Source organism: Burkholderia sp. Ac-20392 (genome assembly GCF_017104585.1).
In the GTDB taxonomy this organism is placed as follows: domain Bacteria; phylum Pseudomonadota; class Gammaproteobacteria; order Burkholderiales; family Burkholderiaceae; genus Burkholderia; species Burkholderia lata.
The window spans coordinates 1-19,351 of the sequence record NZ_JAAGPB010000133.1 but is presented as its reverse complement, the minus strand read 5'-3'; the positions used below and the strand labels follow the sequence as shown (position 1 = coordinate 19,351).

Here is a 19,351-nt window from a genome sequence, read left to right as displayed (position 1 = left end):
GGTGCGAGCTCGACAGGTTCGACACGACCGTCTTGCCGCTCGGCAAGCGCACGTGATACAGCGAGTAGCTGCCCATGTACGCGATGTCGGTCACGACGCCGCGCGCCCAGTTGTGTTTCGAGCCCGGTTTCTCGCGCGACACGTGAATGCGTTCCGGGCGCACCGAGATGCCGACCGGCATCCCGAGCGGGCCCGTGATGCCGTGGCTCACGTACATGCGTGCTTCGAGGTCGTCGCTCTCGACGAAGATGTGATCGGGTTCGTCTTCAACCACGCGGCCCTCGAACAGGTTCGTCGAGCCGATGAATTCGGCCGAGAAGCGGCTGTTCGGGAATTCGTACACCTCGCCCGGCGCGCCGATCTGCACGATCTTGCCTTCGCTCATCACCGCGAGGCGGCTGGCCATCGTCATCGCCTCTTCCTGATCGTGCGTGACCATCACGCAGGTCACGTCGACTTTCTCGATGATGTTCACGAGTTCGAGCTGGGTTTTCTGGCGGATCTTCTTGTCGAGCGCGGACATCGGCTCGTCGAGCAGCAAGAGCTTCGGGCGCTTGACCAGCGAGCGGGCCAACGCGACGCGCTGCTGCTGGCCGCCGGAGAGCTGATGCGGCTTGCGCTGCGCGTACTTGCTCATCTGCACGAGCGCGAGCGCATCGGCCACGCGCTCCTTGATTTCATTCTTCGGCGTGCCTTCCTGCTTCAGGCCGAATGCGACGTTCGATTCGACCGTCATGTGCGGGAACAGCGCGTACGACTGGAACATCATGTTCACCGGGCGGCGGTACGGCGGCAGCGAGGCAAGATCCTCGCCGTCGACGAAGATCTTGCCGGACGTAGCCGTCTCGAGCCCGGCGAGCATGCGCAGCAACGTCGACTTGCCGCAGCCGGAGCTGCCGAGCAGCGCGAACAGTTCGTTCTTCGCGATCGTCAGGTTCACGTTGTCGACGGCCGTGCTGTCGCCGAATTTCTTCACGACGTTTTCGATGCGGACGAACGTGTCGTTCGGCTTGAGCATGTCCGTCGCCGGGCGATGCATCGCATCAGGTGTACTGAATGAATCCCGTTTCATGATGGTCCGTTTTAAGCAGGTAAGCGAATCTCAGGCGTCAGGCGCGACCGGTCGGGCGGTCGCACGGTGCTGGCGGAGAGGGATCGAGCGATTCCTCGTCCGGAACGAATGGCGCAACGCAACAGGTGTGGGAGAACGCATGGCGATCGGTGGCCATCAGTGGCGACCGGCCGGGGGCGTCGCGCTGGCTGTCATGAAGATTTCATCGGTTTTCATCGGGCTTTCCGCACGTTTCTGTCGTCTCCAGTGCGAATTTTTAAACCCGTCAAAAACCTTTTGGATCGCGGATTTCCGTTCCGGACATTGAACGGGATCGATGTTTGGGGAGGCGGGAAAACGGGGGCACGAGCCGGCCCCGTGCAGCAGCGCGGGCGCCCGGCGGCACGGGCGCCGCCGGGTGAAACGGAGGGTGGGGAAAACGAGCAGCCGGGCGGCTGCCACGCGCGGCCGGTGCGCCGCGCGAGTCAGGTCACTTCGTGTTCAGTTCCTTCCAGCGCCGGTAGACGTTGATCGCGTCGCCGTGCTTCTGCTGCACCATCGGCAAACGGCGCTCGTCGATCGGCTTCGCATATTCGGCATAGAACGTGTCGAGCTCGAAGTACTTGCGGTCATCGCGGTAGAACGGCGCGTAGTCCTCGCGCGTCGTGATGTAGACCACGCGCTTCGGGCTGCAGTAGTACAGCGAGCCGAGACACATCGGGCACGGGCTCGCGAGAATGTAGATCTCGCAGTCGGTCAGGTGCTCGGTGCCGAGCTTGCGACACGCATCGCGTACCGCGAGGATCTCGGCGTGCGCGGTCGGGTCGCTGGTCTGCTCGACGAGGTTCGGGCTCTCCGCGACGATCTCGCCGTCGCGGACGATCACCGTCGCGAACGGACGGCCGCCCTCTTCCACGTTCTTCATCGCAAGATCGATCGTGCGTTTCACAAAATCCATGGCTGCGTCCTCGTTGAAACGGAATGGCGGGAACGTGCGCAGCACCGCTGTTGCGGCGCCGCGCCGGCGTCAGAACGGCTTGGTCGGCAGGTACTTGCCGTCGAGCGTGATCACCGCGCGCGAACCGCCTTCGGGATCGTCGACCTTCTTCACGTCGAGCCGGAAATTGATCGCGCTGATGATGCCGTCGCCGAACTTCTCGTGGACGAGTGCCTTCAGCGTCGTACCGTACACCTGCAGCATTTCGTAGAAGCGGTAAATGGTCGGGTCGGTCGGCACGCGATCGTCGATGCTGCCGCGCAGCGGGATCGTCTGCAGCAGCAGCACCGCGTCGTCGTCGAGGCCGAGCTTGTCGGCGACGTTGCGCGCGGCTTCCGCCGGCAGCGCGTGCTGGCCGAGCAGCGCGGCCGTCACGAACGCTTCGCTCAGGCCCGTGCCTTCGGTGAGCTGCGCGAACGACAGGTTCTTGCGCGCCTTCGCGAGCACGATGGCTTCCGCGAGCGCGTGGCGGGCAGTCTGACTGTGCTGGGACTGGATCATGGCAATTCCTCGTGGTTGGGTAGGAGCGATTCAGGCCGCGACGGGGAGCGTCGCGGGTGTAGCGCGGACCGCGGGATGGTCCGCCAGGGAGACGAACCGGCCGGTCGCGCCGTCGTAGGCGTCGATGCAGCCCGATTCGATGTCGTAGATCCAGCCGTGCAGCGCGAGCCGCCCTTCTTCGAGCGCGAGGCGCACGGCCGGATGCGTCTTCAGGTTCGCCAGTTGCGCGACGACGTTCTCGCGCACCATCGAGTCGATCCGCTCGCGTTCGCTGCGATGCGTGCGTGCTTCGTTCACGACGCGCGCCGAATCGGCGTAGCGCAGCCAGTGGCCGACGGCCGGCATGTGGTCCATGCACTGGCAGGTGGCGATCGCGGTCATTGCGCCGCAATCGGAATGGCCGCAGATCACGACGTCGGTCACGCGCAGCGCAGCCACCGCGTATTCGACCGATGCCGATACGCCGCCCGGCTCGGGGCCGTATGACGGCACGATGTTGCCGGCGTTGCGGATCACGAACAGGTCGCCTGGTTCGCGCTGCGTGACGAGTTCCGGCACGAGCCGGCTGTCCGAGCATGAGATGAACAGCGCCCGCGGGTTCTGGCTGCGAGCGAGGTCGCGAAACAGCGCGGCGCGTTCCGGATAGGCGTCGCGCTGGAACTTCAGGAAGCCTTCGATGATGTCCTTCATCGTGTGTTCTCCGGTGCAGGTGGAATCGATGAAGGGCAGGTTACGCCGGACTTCCAATAACGTAAAAGACTGATTTATGATCTTCCCAATAAGCAGGACTTATAGGAACCGCCATGCTGCTGCGCCATATCCACTACTTCCTCGCCGTCGCCGAGCACCGCAGCTTCACGCGCGCCGCCGCCGCGCTGCACGTGTCGCAGCCCGCGCTGTCGCAACAGATCCGCCAGCTCGAGGAGACGCTCGGCGCGCAACTGTTCGACCGCACCGGGCGCGTGACGCGGCTGACCGACGCCGGCGACGTGTATTTCCGCTATGCGCGCCAGGCGCTGCACGATCTCGCGGAAGGCCGGCGCGCGATCCACGACGTGCAGGACCTGAGCCGCGGCTCGCTGCGGATCGCGGTCACGCCGACCTTCACGAGCTATCTCGTCGGGCCGCTCGTCGAGGCGTTTCACGGCCGCTATCCGGACGTGTCGCTGTCGGTGCGCGAGATGTCGCAGGAGCGCATCGAGGCGCTGCTCGTCGACGACGAGCTCGATGTCGGCATCGCGTTCGAGGACGTGCAGACGGCGGATATCGAAGCGCAAACGCTGCTGGTCGAAACGCTCGCGCTCGTCGTGAACCGCGAGCATGCACTCGCCGGGAAACGCAAGGCCGGCCTGCGCGCGCTGCACGATGCGCCGCTCGTGCTGCTCACGGCCGAGTTCGCGACGCGCGTGCAGATCGACCGCTATTTCCGCGAGCACGACGTGCGGCCGCGCGTATTGATGGAAGCGAATTCGCTGGGGGCGGTGATCGAGATCGTGCGCCGCACGAACCTCGCGACGCTGCTACCCGCGACGATCGCGACCGGGCACGACGATCTCGCTGCCATCGCGCTCGATCCGGCCGTCCTGCGGCGCACGGCCGTGCTGCTGCAGCGCAAGGGGGCGTACCGGAGCGCGGCCGCGCGCGCGTTCGTCGAGCTGGCGCTGGAGCAGCAGGCGGGGAAAGGCGCGCGTTCGCGATGAAACCGGCTTTCGAGCCGGGCACGCGTGGACGCTGACGGGCGTCCGCGCCGGTTGCACCTGACGCGCCAGGCCCCGCTTCCAGCCGGGCATCCGACGCCAAAATCCCGCGACTTATCCTGTAAAATCGCGAATCGAGAGAATTTGTACGACAAAACCGGTCATCCGGTAACCATTACTCATCGTTCTCGATTCGAGAGGGCCACAACGATGAATTCCCAAGAACTGGTTCGCGCGATCAGTGGCGGCCTGTTTCAGCAGGCCCGCCTGCTCAAGCTCGATACGCCGCTGGGCCAGAATGTCCTGCTGCCTCAGACGGTGCATGGCGTATCGCGGTTGGGCCGCGATTTCACGTTGACGGTCGATGCCGTCTCGACGCGCGACGATGTCGAACTGAAGAAGCTGATCGCCCAGCCCGTCACGCTGTGGGTCGAACAGCAAGGCGACACCTATCTGCCGTGGCACGGCTACGTGCAAACTGCGCGCCGGCTCGGCTTCGACGGCGGCATCACCGCTTACCAGATCCGTTTCATGTCGTGGCTCGGGTTCCTGCGGTACCGCCGCGACCAGCGCATCTGGCAGGACCGCACCGCCGACGAAATCCTGACCGACGTGTTCAACCAGCATCCGCAAGCCTCCGGCATGTTCCGGTTTGCGCTCTCCGCGCCGCTGCGGAACCGGTCGTTCTGCCTGCAATTCGAGGACGACTGGCATTTCGTCCATCGACTGCTCGAGGACGAAGGCCTGTTCGGCTACTTCGAGCAAGCCGACGACGGCTCGCACCACACGCTCGTGATTACCGATTCGCTCCGTGCGCTGCCCGCCGCCGCGCCGACCCGCGTGCCGTTCCAGCGCGCGGCTTCGGATAACGAGACCCAGGCGCTCGTCCAGTGGTCGGGTTCGCGCACGCTGCAGAGCAGCCACTACACGACGCGCACGTTCGACTACAAATCGCCCGGTACCGCGCTCAATCCGAAGGGCACCGATGTTCCGACCCGGCAGGATCAGGGCGACCTGCCGAATCAGACCGAGGTCTATACGTACACGGGCGCCTATACATACGGCGCCCAGGGCGACGGCAACCGCCAGTCGACGATCCGGATGGAAGAATGGGAATCGCGCGCGAAGCGGTTCCACGGTATTGGCGGCATGCGCGGCATCGATGCGGGCCGGGTGTTCGAGCTGACCGACCATGCAGCCCATCCGCCGGCCGAACAGGACGGCAACCGGTTCGCCGTCATCGAAACCGTCTGGTGGATCAGGAACAACATTCCGGCCGCGCCTTCCCATTTTCCGCACGGCCTAGCCGCGCAATTCGACGCGATGAAGGCCCAGCTCGGCGACACGGCCAGCGCGATGACAGTGCATCACGCCGACGGCAGCGAAGGCTTCTATCTCGTCGAAATCGAAGCGCAGCGTCAGACGGTGCCATTCCGCAGTCCGTTCGAGCATCCGAAGCCCGAGATGCATCTGCAGACCGCCACCGTCGCGGGGCCGAAGGGCGAGGAAGTTCACACCGACGAACTGAACCGGATCAAGGTCCGGTTCCACTGGGATCGCCTGAACGAAGGCGACGAGCGCGCGTCGTGCTGGCTGCGCGTCGCGTCGTCCGACACGGGCGGCGGGTACGGCAGCGTGCATGTTCCGCGCATCGGCGAGGAAGTCGTGGTCAACTGGATGTCCGGCGACTGCGACCGGCCCATCGTCACCGCCCGGCTCTACAACGGCGCGACCAAGCCGCAATGGCACACGGACGGCCTGCTGTCCGGCTTCCGTTCGAAGGAATACGCCGGCAGTGGCTACAACCAGCTCGTGATGGACGACGCGACCGGGCAGAACCGCGCGCAGCTCTACAGCAGCGTGGCAAACAGCCTGCTGCATGTCGGTTATCTGATCGAGCAGTCCGGCAACACACGCGGCGCGTACGTCGGCAGCGGCTTCGACCTGAAGACCGATGCGTATGGCGCCGTGCGCGCGAACCAGGGCCTGTACGTCACGACGCATCCCAAGACCGTGTCGAGCCAGCCGCTCGACGTGCGCGAGACGCAGCAACACCTCATCGGCGCCGAAAGCCTGCTCGAATCGCTGTCCGACGTGAGCGAGACGCATCATGCCGACACGCTGAAGCCCGGCCGCGATGCGCTGAAGACGTTCACCGACGCGACCCAGCAAAGCCAGCCCGGCGCGGCGTCGGGCGGGCGAACGGGCGGCGGCGGCACCGGCAACGCAAACGCGTTTGCGCAGCCCGTGATGCTGTTCGGCAGCCCGTCCGGCGTCGGGATGGCGAGCCAGCAGTCGCTGCAGATGGTCGCCGACCGGCACGTCAACGTCGTGAGCGGACAGAATACCCATCTCGCGGTCGGCAAATCGCTCGTCGCGAGCGTGATCTCGTCGGTCAGCCTGTTCGCGCAGAATGCCGGGATGAAGCTGTTCGCCGGCAATGGCAAGGTCGAGATTCGTGCGCACGACGACAACGTCGAGCTGACCGCGCAGCAGACCGTGAAGATCGTCGCCGCCACCGGGCAGATCGACGTCGCGTCGAAGCAGCCCGTCCTGCTGACGTCCGGCGGCGCTTATATCCGCATCGGCAACGGCAACATCGAGATCCACGCGCCCGGCAAGGTGGACTTCAAGGGCGGCAACCACAGCTTCTCGGGGCCGACCAGCAACGACTACCCGCTGCCGCGGTTGCCTGAAGGCGTGTGCTCGGAATGCCGGCGCAGCGCGGCGAAGATGAAATCCGCACTCACGCCCCGCACATGACATCCGTCACCTCGATGAAGCCGTTTCACGACCTGACGCGCGCGCTGCCGCTGCCCGCGCAATGGCCGCGCACGAACGCCGCGCAACGGCACGACGACCTGCGCGACTGGCATCGTACGCGGCAGGTCGCGGATGCCCGGCCGCTGCGCCTGCTGGCGCTCGTCGACGGCGCGCTGGACGATACGATGCTCGATGCGGCCCGCTGGCGCGGGATCGCCTGGCAGTCGCTGTATCCGGCCACGATGCTCGAGTCTTCGCGGCCCGAGATCGGCCCGTTCCTGCTCGACCTGACGGCGGACGACGACGCATCGCGCGCGATGATGCTCGACCTGCTGAATGCCGGCAGCGAGTCGGATCTCGTCGTGTGGCTCGCGACGGGCCATGCGGTGCCGGACCTCGCCGCCTATCTGCACCCGCTCGCCGAGGCGACGCTGCCCGACCGGCGCCAGGCGTTGCTGCGTTACTACGATCCGTCGATTCTCGAGAACCTTTTGCCGGTCCTGACGGCGGCGCAGCGGCGCGAACTGCTGGCGACGTTCGTCGAACTGCGCTACCGGTTCGATCCATGGGAGAGCATGATCGGAGAGGAGCACGGGCCGCTGCCCGCGGCCGCCGCTGCGCCGATCGTGTTCACGGACGCGCAGTACGACGCGCTGGCGCGCGAAGGTTTCGCGGAGACGCTGTATTTCCAGTTGCACGACGAATTCCTGCCGCCGATGTCGGCTGTGCCGAGTCGATGGGGCATTCGTTATGCGAAGGATCTCGTCACGCGGGCACGGGAGCGGCACGGGCTCGCGAACGAGAACGATCTCGCGTATTTCGTGCTGGTCGGGATGAACGTGCATCCGGCGTTCGATGCGCATCCGGCGATCGCCGAGAAAATCGCCGCGCGCGGGGAAACTCCGCCGCCGTTGGCGGAAACGCTTGCGGATGTGGATGCGGAAGTATGGACGGCGTTGCTCGATGCGCATCCGCTGGCGGGGTATGCAGCCGGGCGGCAACAAGAGATGGCGGCGGCCAATGCGCTGCCCGAAGCCGGTTGAGTGGCGGGAGACGGGGATGTTGAACGGGATGCGTCGTGCGGTTTGCAAGTCGGTCGCGGTCGGGATGTTGATGATGGGTAGCGCGTGGAATGTGCAGGCTCAGCTTGAGAGCTACGGTCCGTATCGCGTCGTGGGTTTCAACTACGCCGACCGAGGCATCTACAACTTCGTCGTCGACGGCTTCGGCGCAGGTAGCGTGCATGCCCGTCAATTCGGCGGCCGTGGCGGCACGGTCTGTTGCATGGCAGTGCCGCGCGGCACGAAGGCCTGGCACCTCAAGATCACATACGACCTGACGCCGGAAGAAGATGCCAGGAACCTGTCGCCGGAGATCTACGAAACAGACGTCGCCGTCCCGAAGCTACCGAACAAGCACGACGGCTACATCGAGTTTCATTTCCTGCCCGACCGCAAGATCGAAGCCAAATGGGTCGAATACCCGACCGATCCGCACAACCCGAATACAACGAGCAACACCTCGTCCACGACGAACTGAATGACAGGAACATCGACATGCTGAATTTTCTTCGCCGTCTCATTCGCAACCCGATCGTCATCGCGGTGCTGCTGCTTGGCGGAGCGTGGTGGGTGCATGCGCAGACCGCGAGCTACGGGCCGTACCACGTCATCGGGTACAACTATACCGACCGAAGCATCTATAGTTTCTCGATCGACGAGTTCGGGGCCGGAGGCTCCACCGCTCATAAACGCGGCGGTGGTGGAAAATCCGTATGCTGCATGGACGTACCGCGGGGCAAGAAAACCTGGCATATCAAGATCGAGTACGAGTTGACCCAGGATCAATACAAGAAAAATTTGCCGTCGGATGTTTATGAAACGGACATTCCTGTACCAGCTTTGCCGAACAAATCCCAAGGATATATTGAATTCCACTTCCTTCCGGATCGAAAAATCGAAGCACAGTGGGTCGATTATCCGACGGACCCGCGTATCCCCAATACGAACTAAATTCGCGAGGGAAGCATGTCGAACGACACAATAGCCGCCCAAGGCGCTCAACCCAGTTCGTCGGACAATAGCTCCGGTGCATCACGTGCATCGCGTGCCGCAAGCGTCAGCGGACAACTTCCATCGGAGGCACCCACCCCGTGCTTTCGCTGTCATCAAGAGATCTATCAGAGTTTTTTCTTCGATGGATTCGCGCAAAGTCTTCAAGATAAAGAACGTCTTTCAAACATCGCTCGCCTGTTCCAGGCTCACGAGGAAACCGACAACAGCCTCGGCATCTATGCCATGTACTACGAAGGCATGGGTCGCGATCTGTCGGGTCAAACGGTCGGGGTGGTCGGAAAGGCGGCAAGCGATACAGCTTCCGCCCTGGCCAAAGAGGCCGAAGGGAAGTTCATAACCGATCCGGCCAAGAAAGTTGCGAGTGGTATTGGTAAAAGCACCTTGGATGGCCCGGCGAGCAAAACGCTAGTCGCTCGCGGCCATTCCGCCATCGTTGAGGGCATCAATAAAGCGCCCGAGACTATTCGGCAAAATATTAAGGAGTCGGTGACCTTCAAAAAGGTCGGCATGGACCTTCTCCCGGTGGGGGTGGGCATTCTTGCCGACTCGATCCAGCCTGTACGTGATAACGAGTACGCTTCGGGCTATATGGGAACGGGCTTCAATATCCGCTTCATGCAGGCGATTGCCGACTTCAAAGCCAACGTCGATCGAGCAAGCAAAGATCCGCGCGAAATCAAGCGCATTCGCGTTGCGGTTTTTGGATACGATCGCGGTGGCATCCTTGCTCGAAAATTCGCAAATGAACTGATCGGCAAAGTATGCAAGCAGGAAGGCGGCAAAGTAACGTACAAGGGGATACCGGTCGAGTTCGACTTCATGGGTCTCTTCGATTGTGTCGCGACGTCCTATGCCGATTCGATTTTCACTAAAGTAGTTGCTCCTGTCCTAGGTGTCGTGCCAGCTGAAGGGAAAGCCCTCAGCTTCTCCATCAAAGGACTGAGCATGTTTCTCAGTCTCTCAAAGCAGACGCTTGGAGAGTATGACCTCCAGAAAGAATTCAAGTCGATCGTTCACCACGTTGCGGCGACAGAACTGCGGTTTTACAAGAACCTCGATTCTCCGAGAAAGTCGTCCGACCATGCGAACTTACTCGAAATTGTTTATCCAGGTAGCCAGTCGGATGTAGGCGGGGGCTTTCGAGAAGGCGACGATCAAAAGTCGGCCGAGTTGGCACGCGTATCCGCACGCAACATGCTCGACCGAGCATGGGCAGCCGGCGTCCCATTAAAACCGCTCTCCCAACTTCGTCAAACGAACCCGAGGGTGGCACGCGAATTCGATTTCCAGAAGACCGTCAACGTTAACGGCAAGAACCTGACCGTCAACGATCTCTTCTCTGCCTATACCGCGATGCTGCCAAAATCGAACGGCCCGCTCGAAACGCATTTTCTCGAGCACCAGAAGATGTTCGTATCCTGGGCGCGTTACGTCCACGATCGCACTGCACACGAAAGCACCGGCAACAGCCTGTTCATCAATACCGTGGATGCCGACGTCTATAGCGCGGTCTTCCCGAATGGCGGCGGCTTGCCGAACTACGAAGGCCGGGACTGGTACTACCGGAGCCAGGATCCGAACTCCAAGGTCCCGCAGTTCACGTTCGGCGAACGCCGGACGGTCGACGATATTTCCGACAAGACAGTGCGCGCACTGGCGACCGCATGGGTGCACCCGCCGAAACTGACGCCGGAAGTGATCGCGTTCTTCGACAACTTCGTGCACAACACGATTACGCGGCTCAACAACGTGTCGCTCGGCGACGGCGTGTTCATGACGCTTCGCGAAATCGAAGAGAAAGGCTGGGTAGCGCGTCAGACCGATACGGCGAAGGATTACGTGAAGAAAGTCCTCGGCAACATCTCCAAGAACATCAAGGACGCACAGGACGAATACGTCAAGCAGGTCACGTCCGGCCAGATTCCGCACGGCGCGTCGATCGGCGACCTCTCTGGCGACTGAGCGACCCTCGTCGCCACCTTCGGCATAGCCGCCCGCTGCATGCGCAGCCGGGCGGCACTCGCACCGTTCCCCGTCAGTTGTACCCGAGAATCGCCACCGACGCGACGTCCGGCCGATCGATCGTATTCCCGACGAGCGACGTCATCGGCTCCTGCAACACGGCCTGATACGACGTCACGCGCGGCTCGTCCTGCGCGCCCGGCTCATCCAGTGCCGGTTCGTCGAACGCGGCATCGAAGCCGCTGTAAAAAACCGATTGTGTCTGCGAAAAAGTCATCTCCACTCCTTTACCTGATTGTGTTTTAGATGTTCTAACCGACTTGTTTCAACACCGCCGCAGGCACCGGTGAGCCATCATGCGCAGCCTCCGATCGGGCCAGCTGCGCGCGCGTGCGCCGCGTGATGTGGATCACCGCGAACACGACCGGCGCGATCAACAGCCCCTCCGCCAGTTCGGGATCGACCGGCAGGTTCATCACGTGCAGCGCCTTGAACGCTGCGGTCGCGAGCGACAGCACGTAGTACGAAATGGCCGCTACCGACAGCCCCTCGACCGCGTGCTGCAGATGCAGTTGATTGCGCGCGGTGCGTTCCATCCCGGCGAGCAGGCGCGTGACGTCCTTCTCCTGCGCAAGATTCACGCGCGTGCGCAGCAGGTCTACCGCCCGTGCAATCCGCGCGGCGATCTGCTCGTGGCGCGCCCATACGCTGCGGCAGGTCTCCATCGCCGGCGCGAAACGGCGCTCCATGAACTCGGCGATCGTCGGCATCCCTTCGATGCGCTCCTCGCGCAGCTCGTGGATGCGCGCCAGCACGAGCTTTTCATACGCACGCGACGCGCTGAAACGCGCGCCCGATCCCGACAGCGCTTCGACCCGCACCGCGAGATGCGTGAGCTTGACGAGCAGCGCCGTGTCGTCGCCGTCGGCGCCGCTCGCGTCCATCCGCTGCATCAATGCATGCAGCGCCGCATGGATCTCGTCGAGCTCGCGGCTCATCCGGCGCGCGACCGGCAGCGCGAGCAGCGCCATCATCCGGTACGTCTCGATTTCATAGAGACGCTGCAGCAGCCGGCCGCCCTGCTCCTCGCGGAAATCCTCGTCGACGACGAGAAAGCGCATGAAGCCATCGTCACGCACGTGCCAGTCGCAGAACACCTTGCCGCCACCGAGCACGTTGCTGCCGACGAGCGCAGGGCCGTCGATCCAGCGGCGCAGGTCGCCGCACACGAGCCGCGCGGCATCGCCCGACAGCAATTCCATCCGCACCGCGACGAAGCGGATGCCGGCGAGCCGCGCGAACCACGCGGCCGGAATGCCTTCGATCGCGAGATCGTCGAAGTAGCCCGTATCGCGACGCGGTGCGACGAACGTGAAGGTCGAGAATTCGGTGTGGCGCTCCCACTTCAGGTGCCAGCCGCTCGGCGACTGCACCGCGTAGTGCGTCGCGCCGTCGTGCGGCGCGGCGATGCCGGTATCGCGGCACAGTGCGTGCAGCAGCGTTTCGTGGATGTCGGGCTGGCCGTCCGCGTAGATCGCGTAATGCGTGAGCGACACCGCTTCGGCAAGCCGCAGGAACGGCCGCGCATGCAATTCCGCGGCCAGTGCGGCGCGCAACGGATGGTCCATCATCGAGTCACCACGCTTTCCTGTTCAGTGCTGCACGCCGGCTCGGCCGGCCCGAACGCCGCGCCACCCTCGGGTGAAACGTCAGCGTGATCGCACTATGGCAGACACACAGCAACAATAAAAACGCATAATGCTGATCGTTACGTTCAGTTTTACTGATACCCATGAAGATGCTCGATCACGACGTGCTGGCCACCGTCGTCGCTGTCGCGGAGACCGGCAACATGACCCGCGCCGCCGAGGCCGTGAACCGCTCGCAGTCGGCCGTCAGCATGCAGATCAAGAGCCTGGAAGACGCGATCGGGCGGCCGCTGTTCGTGCGCAAGCCGCGCAGCATCGTGCTGACGCGCGAAGGCGAGGTGCTGCTGGGATTCGCCAGACGAATGCTGGCGCTGCGCGACGAGGCCTGGGCGGCCGTGGTGCGGCCGGAAGTGACCGGCAAGGTCGTGATCGGCGTGCCGGACGACTATGCGTCGTCGCTGCTGCCGTCGGTCCTGAAGAAATTCTCGGCGACCTACCCGAAGGTCGAGATCCAGGTGATGGGGCTGCCGAGCAGCGCGCTCGCGCCGCTGATCAAGGACGGCACCGTCGATCTCGTGTGCGGCACGCGCATCAAGGGGCTGTCGGGCGACTTCATCCGCCACGAGCCGATGGCGTGGGCCGCGATGACGAACGGGCCGCGCGTGTGGGAAGAGCGGCCGCTGCCGATCGCGGTGTTCATGCCGGGCAGCGTCGCGCGCGAGAACGCGATCCGCAGCCTGGAGCGCGCGAAGGTGCCGTACCGCACCTCCTATGAAAGCCCGAGCCTGCTCGGGCTGCTCAGCATGGTCGAGGCCGGCCTCGCGGTCGCGCCGCTCGCGCGCTGCGCGATTCCCGCGCAGCTGTCGATGCTCGGCCGCTCGCACGGGCTGCCCGACCTGCCGCCGCTCGAGCTGATCCTCGCGCGCAGCACCAAATCGAAGCGGCCGCCGTGCGACTTTCTCGCGGAACAGCTGATGGAAGACCTGCAGCGGCAGACCGGGCAGACCGGCGACGCGTGATCAGCGCGTCACGCCGAACCCGGCCGCGCCCAGCGCCGCGTTGATGTTCGCGGCCACCGCATCGACGAGCGCTTCGAGCGTATCGCCGCGCACCTGCGCGTGTTCCGGCGCGAGGTGCTCCTTGCGTTGCCAGCCCCACTGCGCACCCGACGCGACCGACAGCGTCGCGCCGAAACGGTTGCCATGGCGAAGGCCGAAGGTGCTCACGCGCCGCCCGGCCACATAGTCCTGTTCGGGCAGACAGAGCCGGATCTCGACCGCGACCTGGTCGCGATCGTTGACGCGCGCGGCCGGGCTGACCGTCGACGCGAACACCTTGCCGATCCGCCAGGTCACGCAGGTTTCCCACGCCGCGAGCGGCCCGCCGTCCGCGTCGACCCGTTCGGTGTCGACCGACCACTGATGCCGGTCGGGCACGACGATCGCCTGATGCAGCAGCACTTCGGCCACCCGCACCGTCGTCACGAGCTGACGCGCGAGCTGCTGGCCCGACGGCAACGACGCCGTCCGTACGCGACGGCTTTCCGGCCGTGCGACATGCACGGCTTCCATGAGGTCCATGACCCCTCCGTATTCAGGATCGACGCCGCGCACGCGGTGTCGCACGCCGGTCCGCCGCTTGCGGGCGGACGGCATGGCGACCGGGAATCGGGCGGCGGATCGAACAAGCCACCGAGGAACGAGCAACAACCGTTCCCCGCTTCACCGCACCTTCGGCCCGACGCGCAAGCGGCGCGCGACCGGCCCGATCACCGCATCGGCCTGCTGCGCGATCAGCATGTGCAGCGTGAAATCCAGGTCTTCCGGCGCGATGTCGAAGTGCACGTGAACCACGTCGCGCACGGCACGCGCGCTGACGACATACACGCCGAGCGGGGAATGCAGCAGCGCCGCGAGCCGGACGTGCGCGTGTTCGCCGGAATCGGCCGTCAGCGTGACGGGCAACTGCAGGCGTGGGCGCGGCGGCGGAAAAGGAATGACGTTGTTGCGTGCGCCGGCGCGCAACTGGCGGCCGGCGATATTGAAGGCGGGAACGGGATGAATGAAGGTCATGGAGCGGACGGAAGCCGTCTCGGCTGTTCGACACATCCCCAGCTTAGAAGAGACGGCATAAACGTCGTGCAAAAAAACGCTGCGGCAGTGCAAAAAACGGCATGGGGGACACAACACGTCACCGACCGGCGGCTGGCCGCGCGCGGCAGGTACACGCGGTGGCCGCACGCCGCGGCTCGCTTCAACCTCGCCCTGCGGTCGCCTCTGCGTTCTTCCCTTTAGGCGACGAACGCCTCGAGCGACGCGCGCCGCCGCTCGTCGACCATCGATTCGATCAGCGACACCAGATCGTCGGTCAGCGGATCGCAGATCCCCGGTGAGCGATGCAGTTCGAGATCGGCCGCCGGCAGCGCCGGAAAACCATCCGCCTCGTCGAGCACGCGCCAGTTCTCGGGCAGCGTGCAGCGATCGATCATCGTCACGGCCGCGCCGTGGTTCACCGCGATCTTGATGCCGGTCGGGCTCTGGCTCGTGTAGACGACATGAAACGACCGGTCGGCCGTCGCGAGCGCCTGCAGCCCGCGCTGCCGGTAGCAGCACGTCTCCGGGAACAGCGCGAGCGGCACCGACGCATGGCTGTCGAGCGCGAAATCGCGGTGCGCGGCCCACACGACGTCGTGCCGGCCGAGCACCCGACCGCCCGCGCCGGGCCCGTGCCGCACGACGAGCGCCACGTCGAGCTCGCCTGCCTGCAGCCGTTCGAGCAGTTCGAGCGACATCCGGCAATGCACGTGCAGGCGCGCGCCCGGCCGCATCGCATAGAACGACTTCAGCAGGTCGGGCAGCCACAGCTCCGCATAGTCCTCGGGCAGCCCGAAGCGCACGACGCCGCGATCGCTGCTCGCCTGCTTCAGCGCGAGGATCGCGTCGTTCTGCACCTGGATGATCCGCCGCGCATGGATCAGGAAATTCTCGCCGTCGCGCGACAGTTCGAGCCGCCGGCTGTTGCGCATGAACAGGTGCGTGTCGAGCCGCTCCTCGAGCGTGCGGATGCGCAGGCTGATCGTCGATTGCGTGCGATGCAGTTGCCTCGCCGCCGCGGTGAAGCCACCGCTTTCGACGACCGCGACGAATGCCCGGATCAGTTCCGGATCCAGCGAACTGAGCTTCGACCAATCGGGCTTTTGAATGGCAGCCATCGAAATTACTCGCTTTCGAAAAAAGAAGGGAAGACGAAAGATAGGGCTCGGAGTACGCCGATTGTTGTCCAGATGCGCTCGGCCCTCCAACCCCTGCCCGGGTATGACAAACCCGGAGCCGGTACGCGCATGCCCACCCGCCGATCCCGCCCCGCCCGCCGTCGCGACAACGGCCGAGGCCCGCCCGGCGGGCCTTCGCGCGCCGGGTTCAGGGCTTTCCCGGAGACGACGAAAACTCATAGCCCGATCAGAAAACATCGATTCACCGGCCGCGCCACGGCCCACCACAATCGCCTCACACCCACTCATCGACGAGACACCGCAATGACCGCATCCCAACCCAGGCAGCTTTACATCGGCGAAGGCTTCGAAGGCCCCGGCGTCAACCTCGCGCACATCAACGTGCTGGTCGGCCCGCGCAACGGCCCGGCGGGCCTGGCGTTCGCCACCGCACTCGCGACGCCGTCGGCCGGCCATGCGCCGTTCGTCGTGATCGCGCAGCCGGGCGTGCCGACCAAGCCGCTCACGCTGTACGTGAACAAGGCGCAGATCGCCAGCGACTTCCACGGCAATGCCACGTGGGGCGCATCGCAGGCCGGCATCGCGAAGGCCGTGGCCGAAGCGCTCGAGAACGGCACGCTGCCGCCCGAAGCGGAGAACGACTGGGTCGTCGTGTCGGCGAACTGGGTGAACCCGCAGACCGACGATCTCGACGCCGTGTTCGAGAACAACTACCGCGCGTGCCGCAACGCGATCGTCGCGGCGATGGAAGGGCTGCCGCATCGCGACGCGGTGTTCGCCGCCGCGCGCGACGTGTCGAACCCGTTCTACACCCCGAAGAAAAACTGACGACGACAAGCGGCCGACACAAGGCCGCACCTGGAGGAAACATGGAATACGTCCGCCTCGGCCAGTCCGGCCTGAAGGTGTCCCGCCTGTGTCTCGGCACGATGAACATGGGCACCCCCGAATGGAAGCCCTGGATCTTCGACGAAGCGCAGAGCGAGCCGATCGTGCGCCGCGCGCTCGACGCCGGCGTCAACTTCATCGATCTCGCGGATTTCTATTCGACGGGCGTCGGCGAGGAAGTGGTCGGCCGCATCCTGAAGCGCAACGCGCGCCGCGAGGAGCTCGTCGTGACGACCAAGGTCGGCTACGACATGGGCAGCTATCCGAATGCGGGCGGCCATTCGCGCAAGCACGTGCTCGACGGGATCGACGGGTCGCTCAAGCGGCTCGGGATGGATTACGTCGACATCTTCATGCTGCACTTCTTCGACGTGAACACGCCCGTCGAGGAAACGATGAGCGCGATGCACGACATCGTGCGCGCGGGCAAGGCGCGCTATATCGGCGTGTCGACGATGTACACGTGGCAGTTCGCGAAGATCATGCAGGCCTGCGAGCGAAACGGCTGGGACAAGCCGATCAACATGCAGTTGCAACTGAACCTCGCGTATCGCGAGGAAGAGCGCGAGATGGTGCCGTACTGCATCGACCAGGGCGTCGGCGTATCGGTGTTCAGCCCGCTCGCGCGCGGCCTGCTCACCTGCGAGCCGCAATCGACGCGCAACCAGACCGACTTCTTCACCGCGCAGATGTACGGCGACGCATCGTCCCTCGCGATCGCGGAATCGGTCGCGAAGGTCGCGAAGCGCCGCGGCGTGCCACCCGCGCAGATCGCGCAGGCTTGGGTGCTGAGCCGCCCCGGCATCGCGAGCATGCTGGTCGGCGCGGATTCCGTCGCGCAGTTCGACAGCGCGCTCGGCGCGCTCGAAACGCAGCTCACCGAAGAAGAGCTGCACGAGCTGGAACGCAACTACACGCCGTGCGACCTGATCAACGACTACACGGCCGGCAAGCGCATCGCGCGCGCGTCGCGTCCGGCACAGGGCAGTTTCGCGGCGGACTGAAGGACCGAGGCACTGAAGCATTGAGGCTCCGAGGCACTGAAGGAACGACACACAATGAATGAATTTCTGAGGACCGGCCATTTCATCGGCGGTGAATGGCACGAATCGCACGGCGCGAGCGACGCGACCTATCCGGTGCTGAACCCGGCAACCGGCGAGACGATCGCGAAGGTCGCGAAAGGCGGCGCCGACGACACGCAACGCGCGATCGATGCGGCCACGCACGCGTTTCCCGCGTGGCGCGCACTGACCGCGAAGGAACGCGGCGCCCGCGTGAAGCGCTGGGGCGAGCTGATGCTCGAGAATCGCGACGCGCTTGCCGAGCTGCTGACGCGCGAGCAAGGCAAGCCGCTCGCCGAAGCCCGTGGCGAAGTCGCGTACGCGGCGAGCTTTCTTGAATGGTTCGCGGAAGAAGCGAAGCGCATGTACGGCGACGTGATCCCGAGCCCGAAGCCCAATTCGCAGATCGTCGTCACGCGCGAGCCGGTCGGTGTGGTCGCGGCGATCACGCCGTGGAATTTCCCGCTCGCGATGATCACGCGCAAGGCCGGCCCCGCACTCGCGGCCGGCTGCACGATGGTGCTGAAGCCGTCCGAGGAAACGCCGCTGTCCGCGTTCGCGCTCGCGGTGCTCGCCGAACGCGCGGGCGTGCCGGCCGGCGTGTTCAACGTGGTGTCGGGCGACGCGGTCGCGATCGGCGAGACGCTGACGAGTTCGTCCGTCGTGCGCAAGCTGTCGTTCACGGGCTCGACGCGCGTCGGCAAGCTGCTCGCGAAGCAGTCGGCCGACACGCTGAAAAAGCTGTCGCTCGAACTCGGCGGCAACGCGCCGTTCATCGTGTTCGACGATGCCGATCTCGATGCGGCGGTCGAAGGCGCGATCGCGTCGAAGTTCCGCAACACGGGCCAGACCTGCGTGTGCGTGAACCGCTTTCTCGTGCAGGACGGCGTGTACGACGCGTTCACGCGCAAGCTCGCGGACGCGGTACGCAAGCTGCGCGTCGGCAACGCGCTCGCGGGCGAAGTCGACCAGGGGCCGCTGATCAACGAAGCGGCGCTCGGCAAGGTCGAGCGGCACGTGGCCGACGCCACCGCGAAGGGCGCGCACGCGCTCACCGGCGGCAAGCGTCACGCGCTCGGCGGCACGTTCTACGAGCCGACCGTGCTGACCGGCATGACGGCCGACATGCTGATCGCCGAAGAGGAAACCTTCGGCCCCGTCGCCGGCTGCTTCCGCTTCAAGACAGAGGAAGAAGCCGTCGCCCTGGCCAACGACACGCCGTTCGGGCTGTCCGCGTACTTCTACACGCGCGACCTCGGCCGTGCGTGGCGCGTATCGGGTGCGCTGGAAAGTGGGATGGTCGGCGTCAACGACGGGATCATCTCGACCGAAGTCGCGCCGTTCGGCGGCGTCAAGCAATCGGGGCTCGGCCGCGAAGGTTCGAAGTACGGCCTCGATGAATACGTGGAACTCAAGTACACGCTGATGGCCGGCCTCGGCCGCTGACCACCGGCCGCTCCCCGCGGTCGACA

Annotated in this window: 20 protein-coding genes; 11 read left to right on the top strand and 9 right to left on the bottom strand. The window is 64.9% G+C overall.

Translation table 11 applies throughout. The annotated features are described in order from the left end of the window. Positions 1-1,039 (bottom strand): polyamine ABC transporter ATP-binding protein (gene potA / locus G3N99_RS16765; protein WP_241011691.1); only part of this gene is annotated, 1,039 nt, incomplete at its 3' end. Here potA and G3N99_RS16760 point away from each other — a divergent pair. Next, positions 1,017-1,379, top strand: coding sequence for a hypothetical protein (locus G3N99_RS16760; RefSeq protein ID WP_206122959.1), 363 nt, complete (start codon positions 1,017-1,019; stop codon positions 1,377-1,379). The genes potA and G3N99_RS16760 overlap by 23 nt on opposite strands. Positions 1,380-1,541: 162 nt before the next feature. On the opposite strand, the gene G3N99_RS16755 is transcribed toward G3N99_RS16760, so the two are convergent. The 3 genes from G3N99_RS16755 to G3N99_RS16745 form a co-directional block, all read right to left on the bottom strand. Then, positions 1,542-2,009, bottom strand: a complete 468-nt coding sequence (locus G3N99_RS16755) for a nucleoside deaminase (RefSeq protein WP_174939912.1) — start codon at positions 2,007-2,009, stop codon at positions 1,542-1,544. A 69-nt stretch (positions 2,010-2,078) separates the two neighbouring features. Beyond that, positions 2,079-2,549 (bottom strand): cyanase, encoded by a 471-nt coding sequence (gene cynS / locus G3N99_RS16750; RefSeq protein ID WP_174939910.1) that lies wholly within the window; start codon positions 2,547-2,549, stop codon positions 2,079-2,081. A gap of 30 nt (positions 2,550-2,579) precedes the next feature. Next, positions 2,580-3,239, bottom strand: a complete 660-nt coding sequence (locus tag G3N99_RS16745; RefSeq protein WP_206122957.1) for a carbonic anhydrase — start codon at positions 3,237-3,239, stop codon at positions 2,580-2,582. A 113-nt stretch (positions 3,240-3,352) separates the two neighbouring features. Here G3N99_RS16745 and cynR point away from each other — a divergent pair, with 113 nt between their 5' ends. The 6 genes from cynR (at position 3,353) to G3N99_RS16715 (ending at position 11,046) form a co-directional block, all read left to right on the top strand. Beyond that, positions 3,353-4,249, top strand: coding sequence for a transcriptional regulator CynR (gene cynR / locus G3N99_RS16740; protein ID WP_174939326.1), 897 nt, complete (start codon positions 3,353-3,355; stop codon positions 4,247-4,249). A 207-nt stretch (positions 4,250-4,456) separates the two neighbouring features. Continuing rightward, a complete protein-coding gene (locus tag G3N99_RS16735) occupies positions 4,457-7,009 on the top strand; it encodes a type VI secretion system Vgr family protein (protein WP_206122956.1) in 2,553 nt (850 codons plus the stop codon). Continuing rightward, on the top strand, positions 7,006-8,052 hold the full coding sequence (locus G3N99_RS16730) for a DUF4123 domain-containing protein (protein WP_241011690.1): 1,047 nt from the start codon (positions 7,006-7,008) through the stop codon (positions 8,050-8,052). Before G3N99_RS16735 ends, G3N99_RS16730 begins: the two co-directional genes overlap by 4 nt. A 16-nt stretch (positions 8,053-8,068) precedes the next feature. Further along, on the top strand, positions 8,069-8,548 hold the full coding sequence (locus G3N99_RS16725; protein ID WP_206122954.1) for a DUF3304 domain-containing protein: 480 nt from the start codon (positions 8,069-8,071) through the stop codon (positions 8,546-8,548). A gap of 17 nt (positions 8,549-8,565) precedes the next feature. Further along, positions 8,566-9,021: a DUF3304 domain-containing protein gene (locus G3N99_RS16720; RefSeq protein ID WP_174939332.1), complete on the top strand. Its 456-nt coding sequence runs from the start codon at positions 8,566-8,568 to the stop codon at positions 9,019-9,021. Between the two features lie 15 nt (positions 9,022-9,036). Beyond that, positions 9,037-11,046: a DUF2235 domain-containing protein gene (locus G3N99_RS16715; RefSeq protein WP_174939334.1), complete on the top strand. Its 2,010-nt coding sequence runs from the start codon at positions 9,037-9,039 to the stop codon at positions 11,044-11,046. A gap of 73 nt (positions 11,047-11,119) precedes the next feature. Here the strand turns inward: G3N99_RS16715 and G3N99_RS16710 are convergent, their stop codons facing one another. Continuing rightward, complete coding sequence (locus G3N99_RS16710; RefSeq protein ID WP_174939901.1) at positions 11,120-11,323, bottom strand: hypothetical protein; 204 nt, start codon at positions 11,321-11,323, stop codon at positions 11,120-11,122. Positions 11,324-11,357: 34 nt separating this feature from the next. Beyond that, entirely contained in the window at positions 11,358-12,677 is a 1,320-nt protein-coding gene (locus G3N99_RS16705) for a DUF3422 domain-containing protein (protein ID WP_174939338.1), read from the bottom strand. Positions 12,678-12,838: 161 nt separating this feature from the next. Here G3N99_RS16705 and G3N99_RS16700 point away from each other — a divergent pair, with 161 nt between their 5' ends. Then, entirely contained in the window at positions 12,839-13,714 is an 876-nt protein-coding gene (locus G3N99_RS16700) for a LysR family transcriptional regulator (RefSeq protein ID WP_011356411.1), read from the top strand. Here the strand turns inward: G3N99_RS16700 and G3N99_RS16695 are convergent, their stop codons facing one another. The 3 genes from G3N99_RS16695 to G3N99_RS16685 form a co-directional block, all read right to left on the bottom strand. Then, complete coding sequence (locus tag G3N99_RS16695; RefSeq protein ID WP_206122953.1) at positions 13,715-14,275, bottom strand: hypothetical protein; 561 nt, start codon at positions 14,273-14,275, stop codon at positions 13,715-13,717. 141 nt (positions 14,276-14,416) lie between these two features. Continuing rightward, positions 14,417-14,767, bottom strand: coding sequence for a hypothetical protein (locus tag G3N99_RS16690; protein WP_206122952.1), 351 nt, complete (start codon positions 14,765-14,767; stop codon positions 14,417-14,419). Positions 14,768-14,985: 218 nt separating this feature from the next. Then, positions 14,986-15,906, bottom strand: coding sequence for a LysR family transcriptional regulator (locus G3N99_RS16685; RefSeq protein ID WP_206122951.1), 921 nt, complete (start codon positions 15,904-15,906; stop codon positions 14,986-14,988). A 324-nt stretch (positions 15,907-16,230) separates the two neighbouring features. On the opposite strand from G3N99_RS16685, the gene fae reads away from it, so the two are divergent. From fae to G3N99_RS16670, 3 genes are read left to right on the top strand one after another with little or no spacing between them, the layout of a single operon-like run. Continuing rightward, on the top strand, positions 16,231-16,755 hold the full coding sequence (gene fae / locus G3N99_RS16680; RefSeq protein ID WP_206122950.1) for a formaldehyde-activating enzyme: 525 nt from the start codon (positions 16,231-16,233) through the stop codon (positions 16,753-16,755). A gap of 41 nt (positions 16,756-16,796) precedes the next feature. Further along, positions 16,797-17,819: an aldo/keto reductase gene (locus G3N99_RS16675; protein WP_206122949.1), complete on the top strand. Its 1,023-nt coding sequence runs from the start codon at positions 16,797-16,799 to the stop codon at positions 17,817-17,819. A 54-nt stretch (positions 17,820-17,873) separates the two neighbouring features. Then, positions 17,874-19,325 (top strand): NAD-dependent succinate-semialdehyde dehydrogenase, encoded by a 1,452-nt coding sequence (locus G3N99_RS16670; protein WP_206122948.1) that lies wholly within the window; start codon positions 17,874-17,876, stop codon positions 19,323-19,325. Positions 19,326-19,351 lie beyond the last annotated feature (26 nt).

Coding starts and splice junctions, on each gene's coding strand:
- G3N99_RS16685 (WP_206122951.1), bottom strand. CDS start 15,906: ATGGCTGCCATTCAAAAGCCCGATTGGTCGAAGCTCAGTTCGCTGGAT.
- G3N99_RS16755 (WP_174939912.1), bottom strand. CDS start 2,009: ATGGATTTTGTGAAACGCACGATCGATCTTGCGATGAAGAACGTGGAA.
- G3N99_RS16725 (WP_206122954.1), top strand. CDS start 8,069: ATGTTGAACGGGATGCGTCGTGCGGTTTGCAAGTCGGTCGCGGTCGGG.
- G3N99_RS16735 (WP_206122956.1), top strand. CDS start 4,457: ATGAATTCCCAAGAACTGGTTCGCGCGATCAGTGGCGGCCTGTTTCAG.
- G3N99_RS16675 (WP_206122949.1), top strand. CDS start 16,797: ATGGAATACGTCCGCCTCGGCCAGTCCGGCCTGAAGGTGTCCCGCCTG.
- G3N99_RS16730 (WP_241011690.1), top strand. CDS start 7,006: ATGACATCCGTCACCTCGATGAAGCCGTTTCACGACCTGACGCGCGCG.
- G3N99_RS16705 (WP_174939338.1), bottom strand. CDS start 12,677: ATGATGGACCATCCGTTGCGCGCCGCACTGGCCGCGGAATTGCATGCG.
- cynR (WP_174939326.1), top strand. CDS start 3,353: ATGCTGCTGCGCCATATCCACTACTTCCTCGCCGTCGCCGAGCACCGC.
- fae (WP_206122950.1), top strand. CDS start 16,231: ATGACCGCATCCCAACCCAGGCAGCTTTACATCGGCGAAGGCTTCGAA.
- G3N99_RS16760 (WP_206122959.1), top strand. CDS start 1,017: ATGTCCGTCGCCGGGCGATGCATCGCATCAGGTGTACTGAATGAATCC.
- G3N99_RS16670 (WP_206122948.1), top strand. CDS start 17,874: ATGAATGAATTTCTGAGGACCGGCCATTTCATCGGCGGTGAATGGCAC.
- cynS (WP_174939910.1), bottom strand. CDS start 2,549: ATGATCCAGTCCCAGCACAGTCAGACTGCCCGCCACGCGCTCGCGGAA.
- G3N99_RS16710 (WP_174939901.1), bottom strand. CDS start 11,323: ATGACTTTTTCGCAGACACAATCGGTTTTTTACAGCGGCTTCGATGCC.
- G3N99_RS16720 (WP_174939332.1), top strand. CDS start 8,566: ATGCTGAATTTTCTTCGCCGTCTCATTCGCAACCCGATCGTCATCGCG.
- G3N99_RS16695 (WP_206122953.1), bottom strand. CDS start 14,275: ATGGACCTCATGGAAGCCGTGCATGTCGCACGGCCGGAAAGCCGTCGC.
- G3N99_RS16690 (WP_206122952.1), bottom strand. CDS start 14,767: ATGACCTTCATTCATCCCGTTCCCGCCTTCAATATCGCCGGCCGCCAG.
- G3N99_RS16700 (WP_011356411.1), top strand. CDS start 12,839: ATGAAGATGCTCGATCACGACGTGCTGGCCACCGTCGTCGCTGTCGCG.
- G3N99_RS16715 (WP_174939334.1), top strand. CDS start 9,037: ATGTCGAACGACACAATAGCCGCCCAAGGCGCTCAACCCAGTTCGTCG.
- G3N99_RS16745 (WP_206122957.1), bottom strand. CDS start 3,239: ATGAAGGACATCATCGAAGGCTTCCTGAAGTTCCAGCGCGACGCCTAT.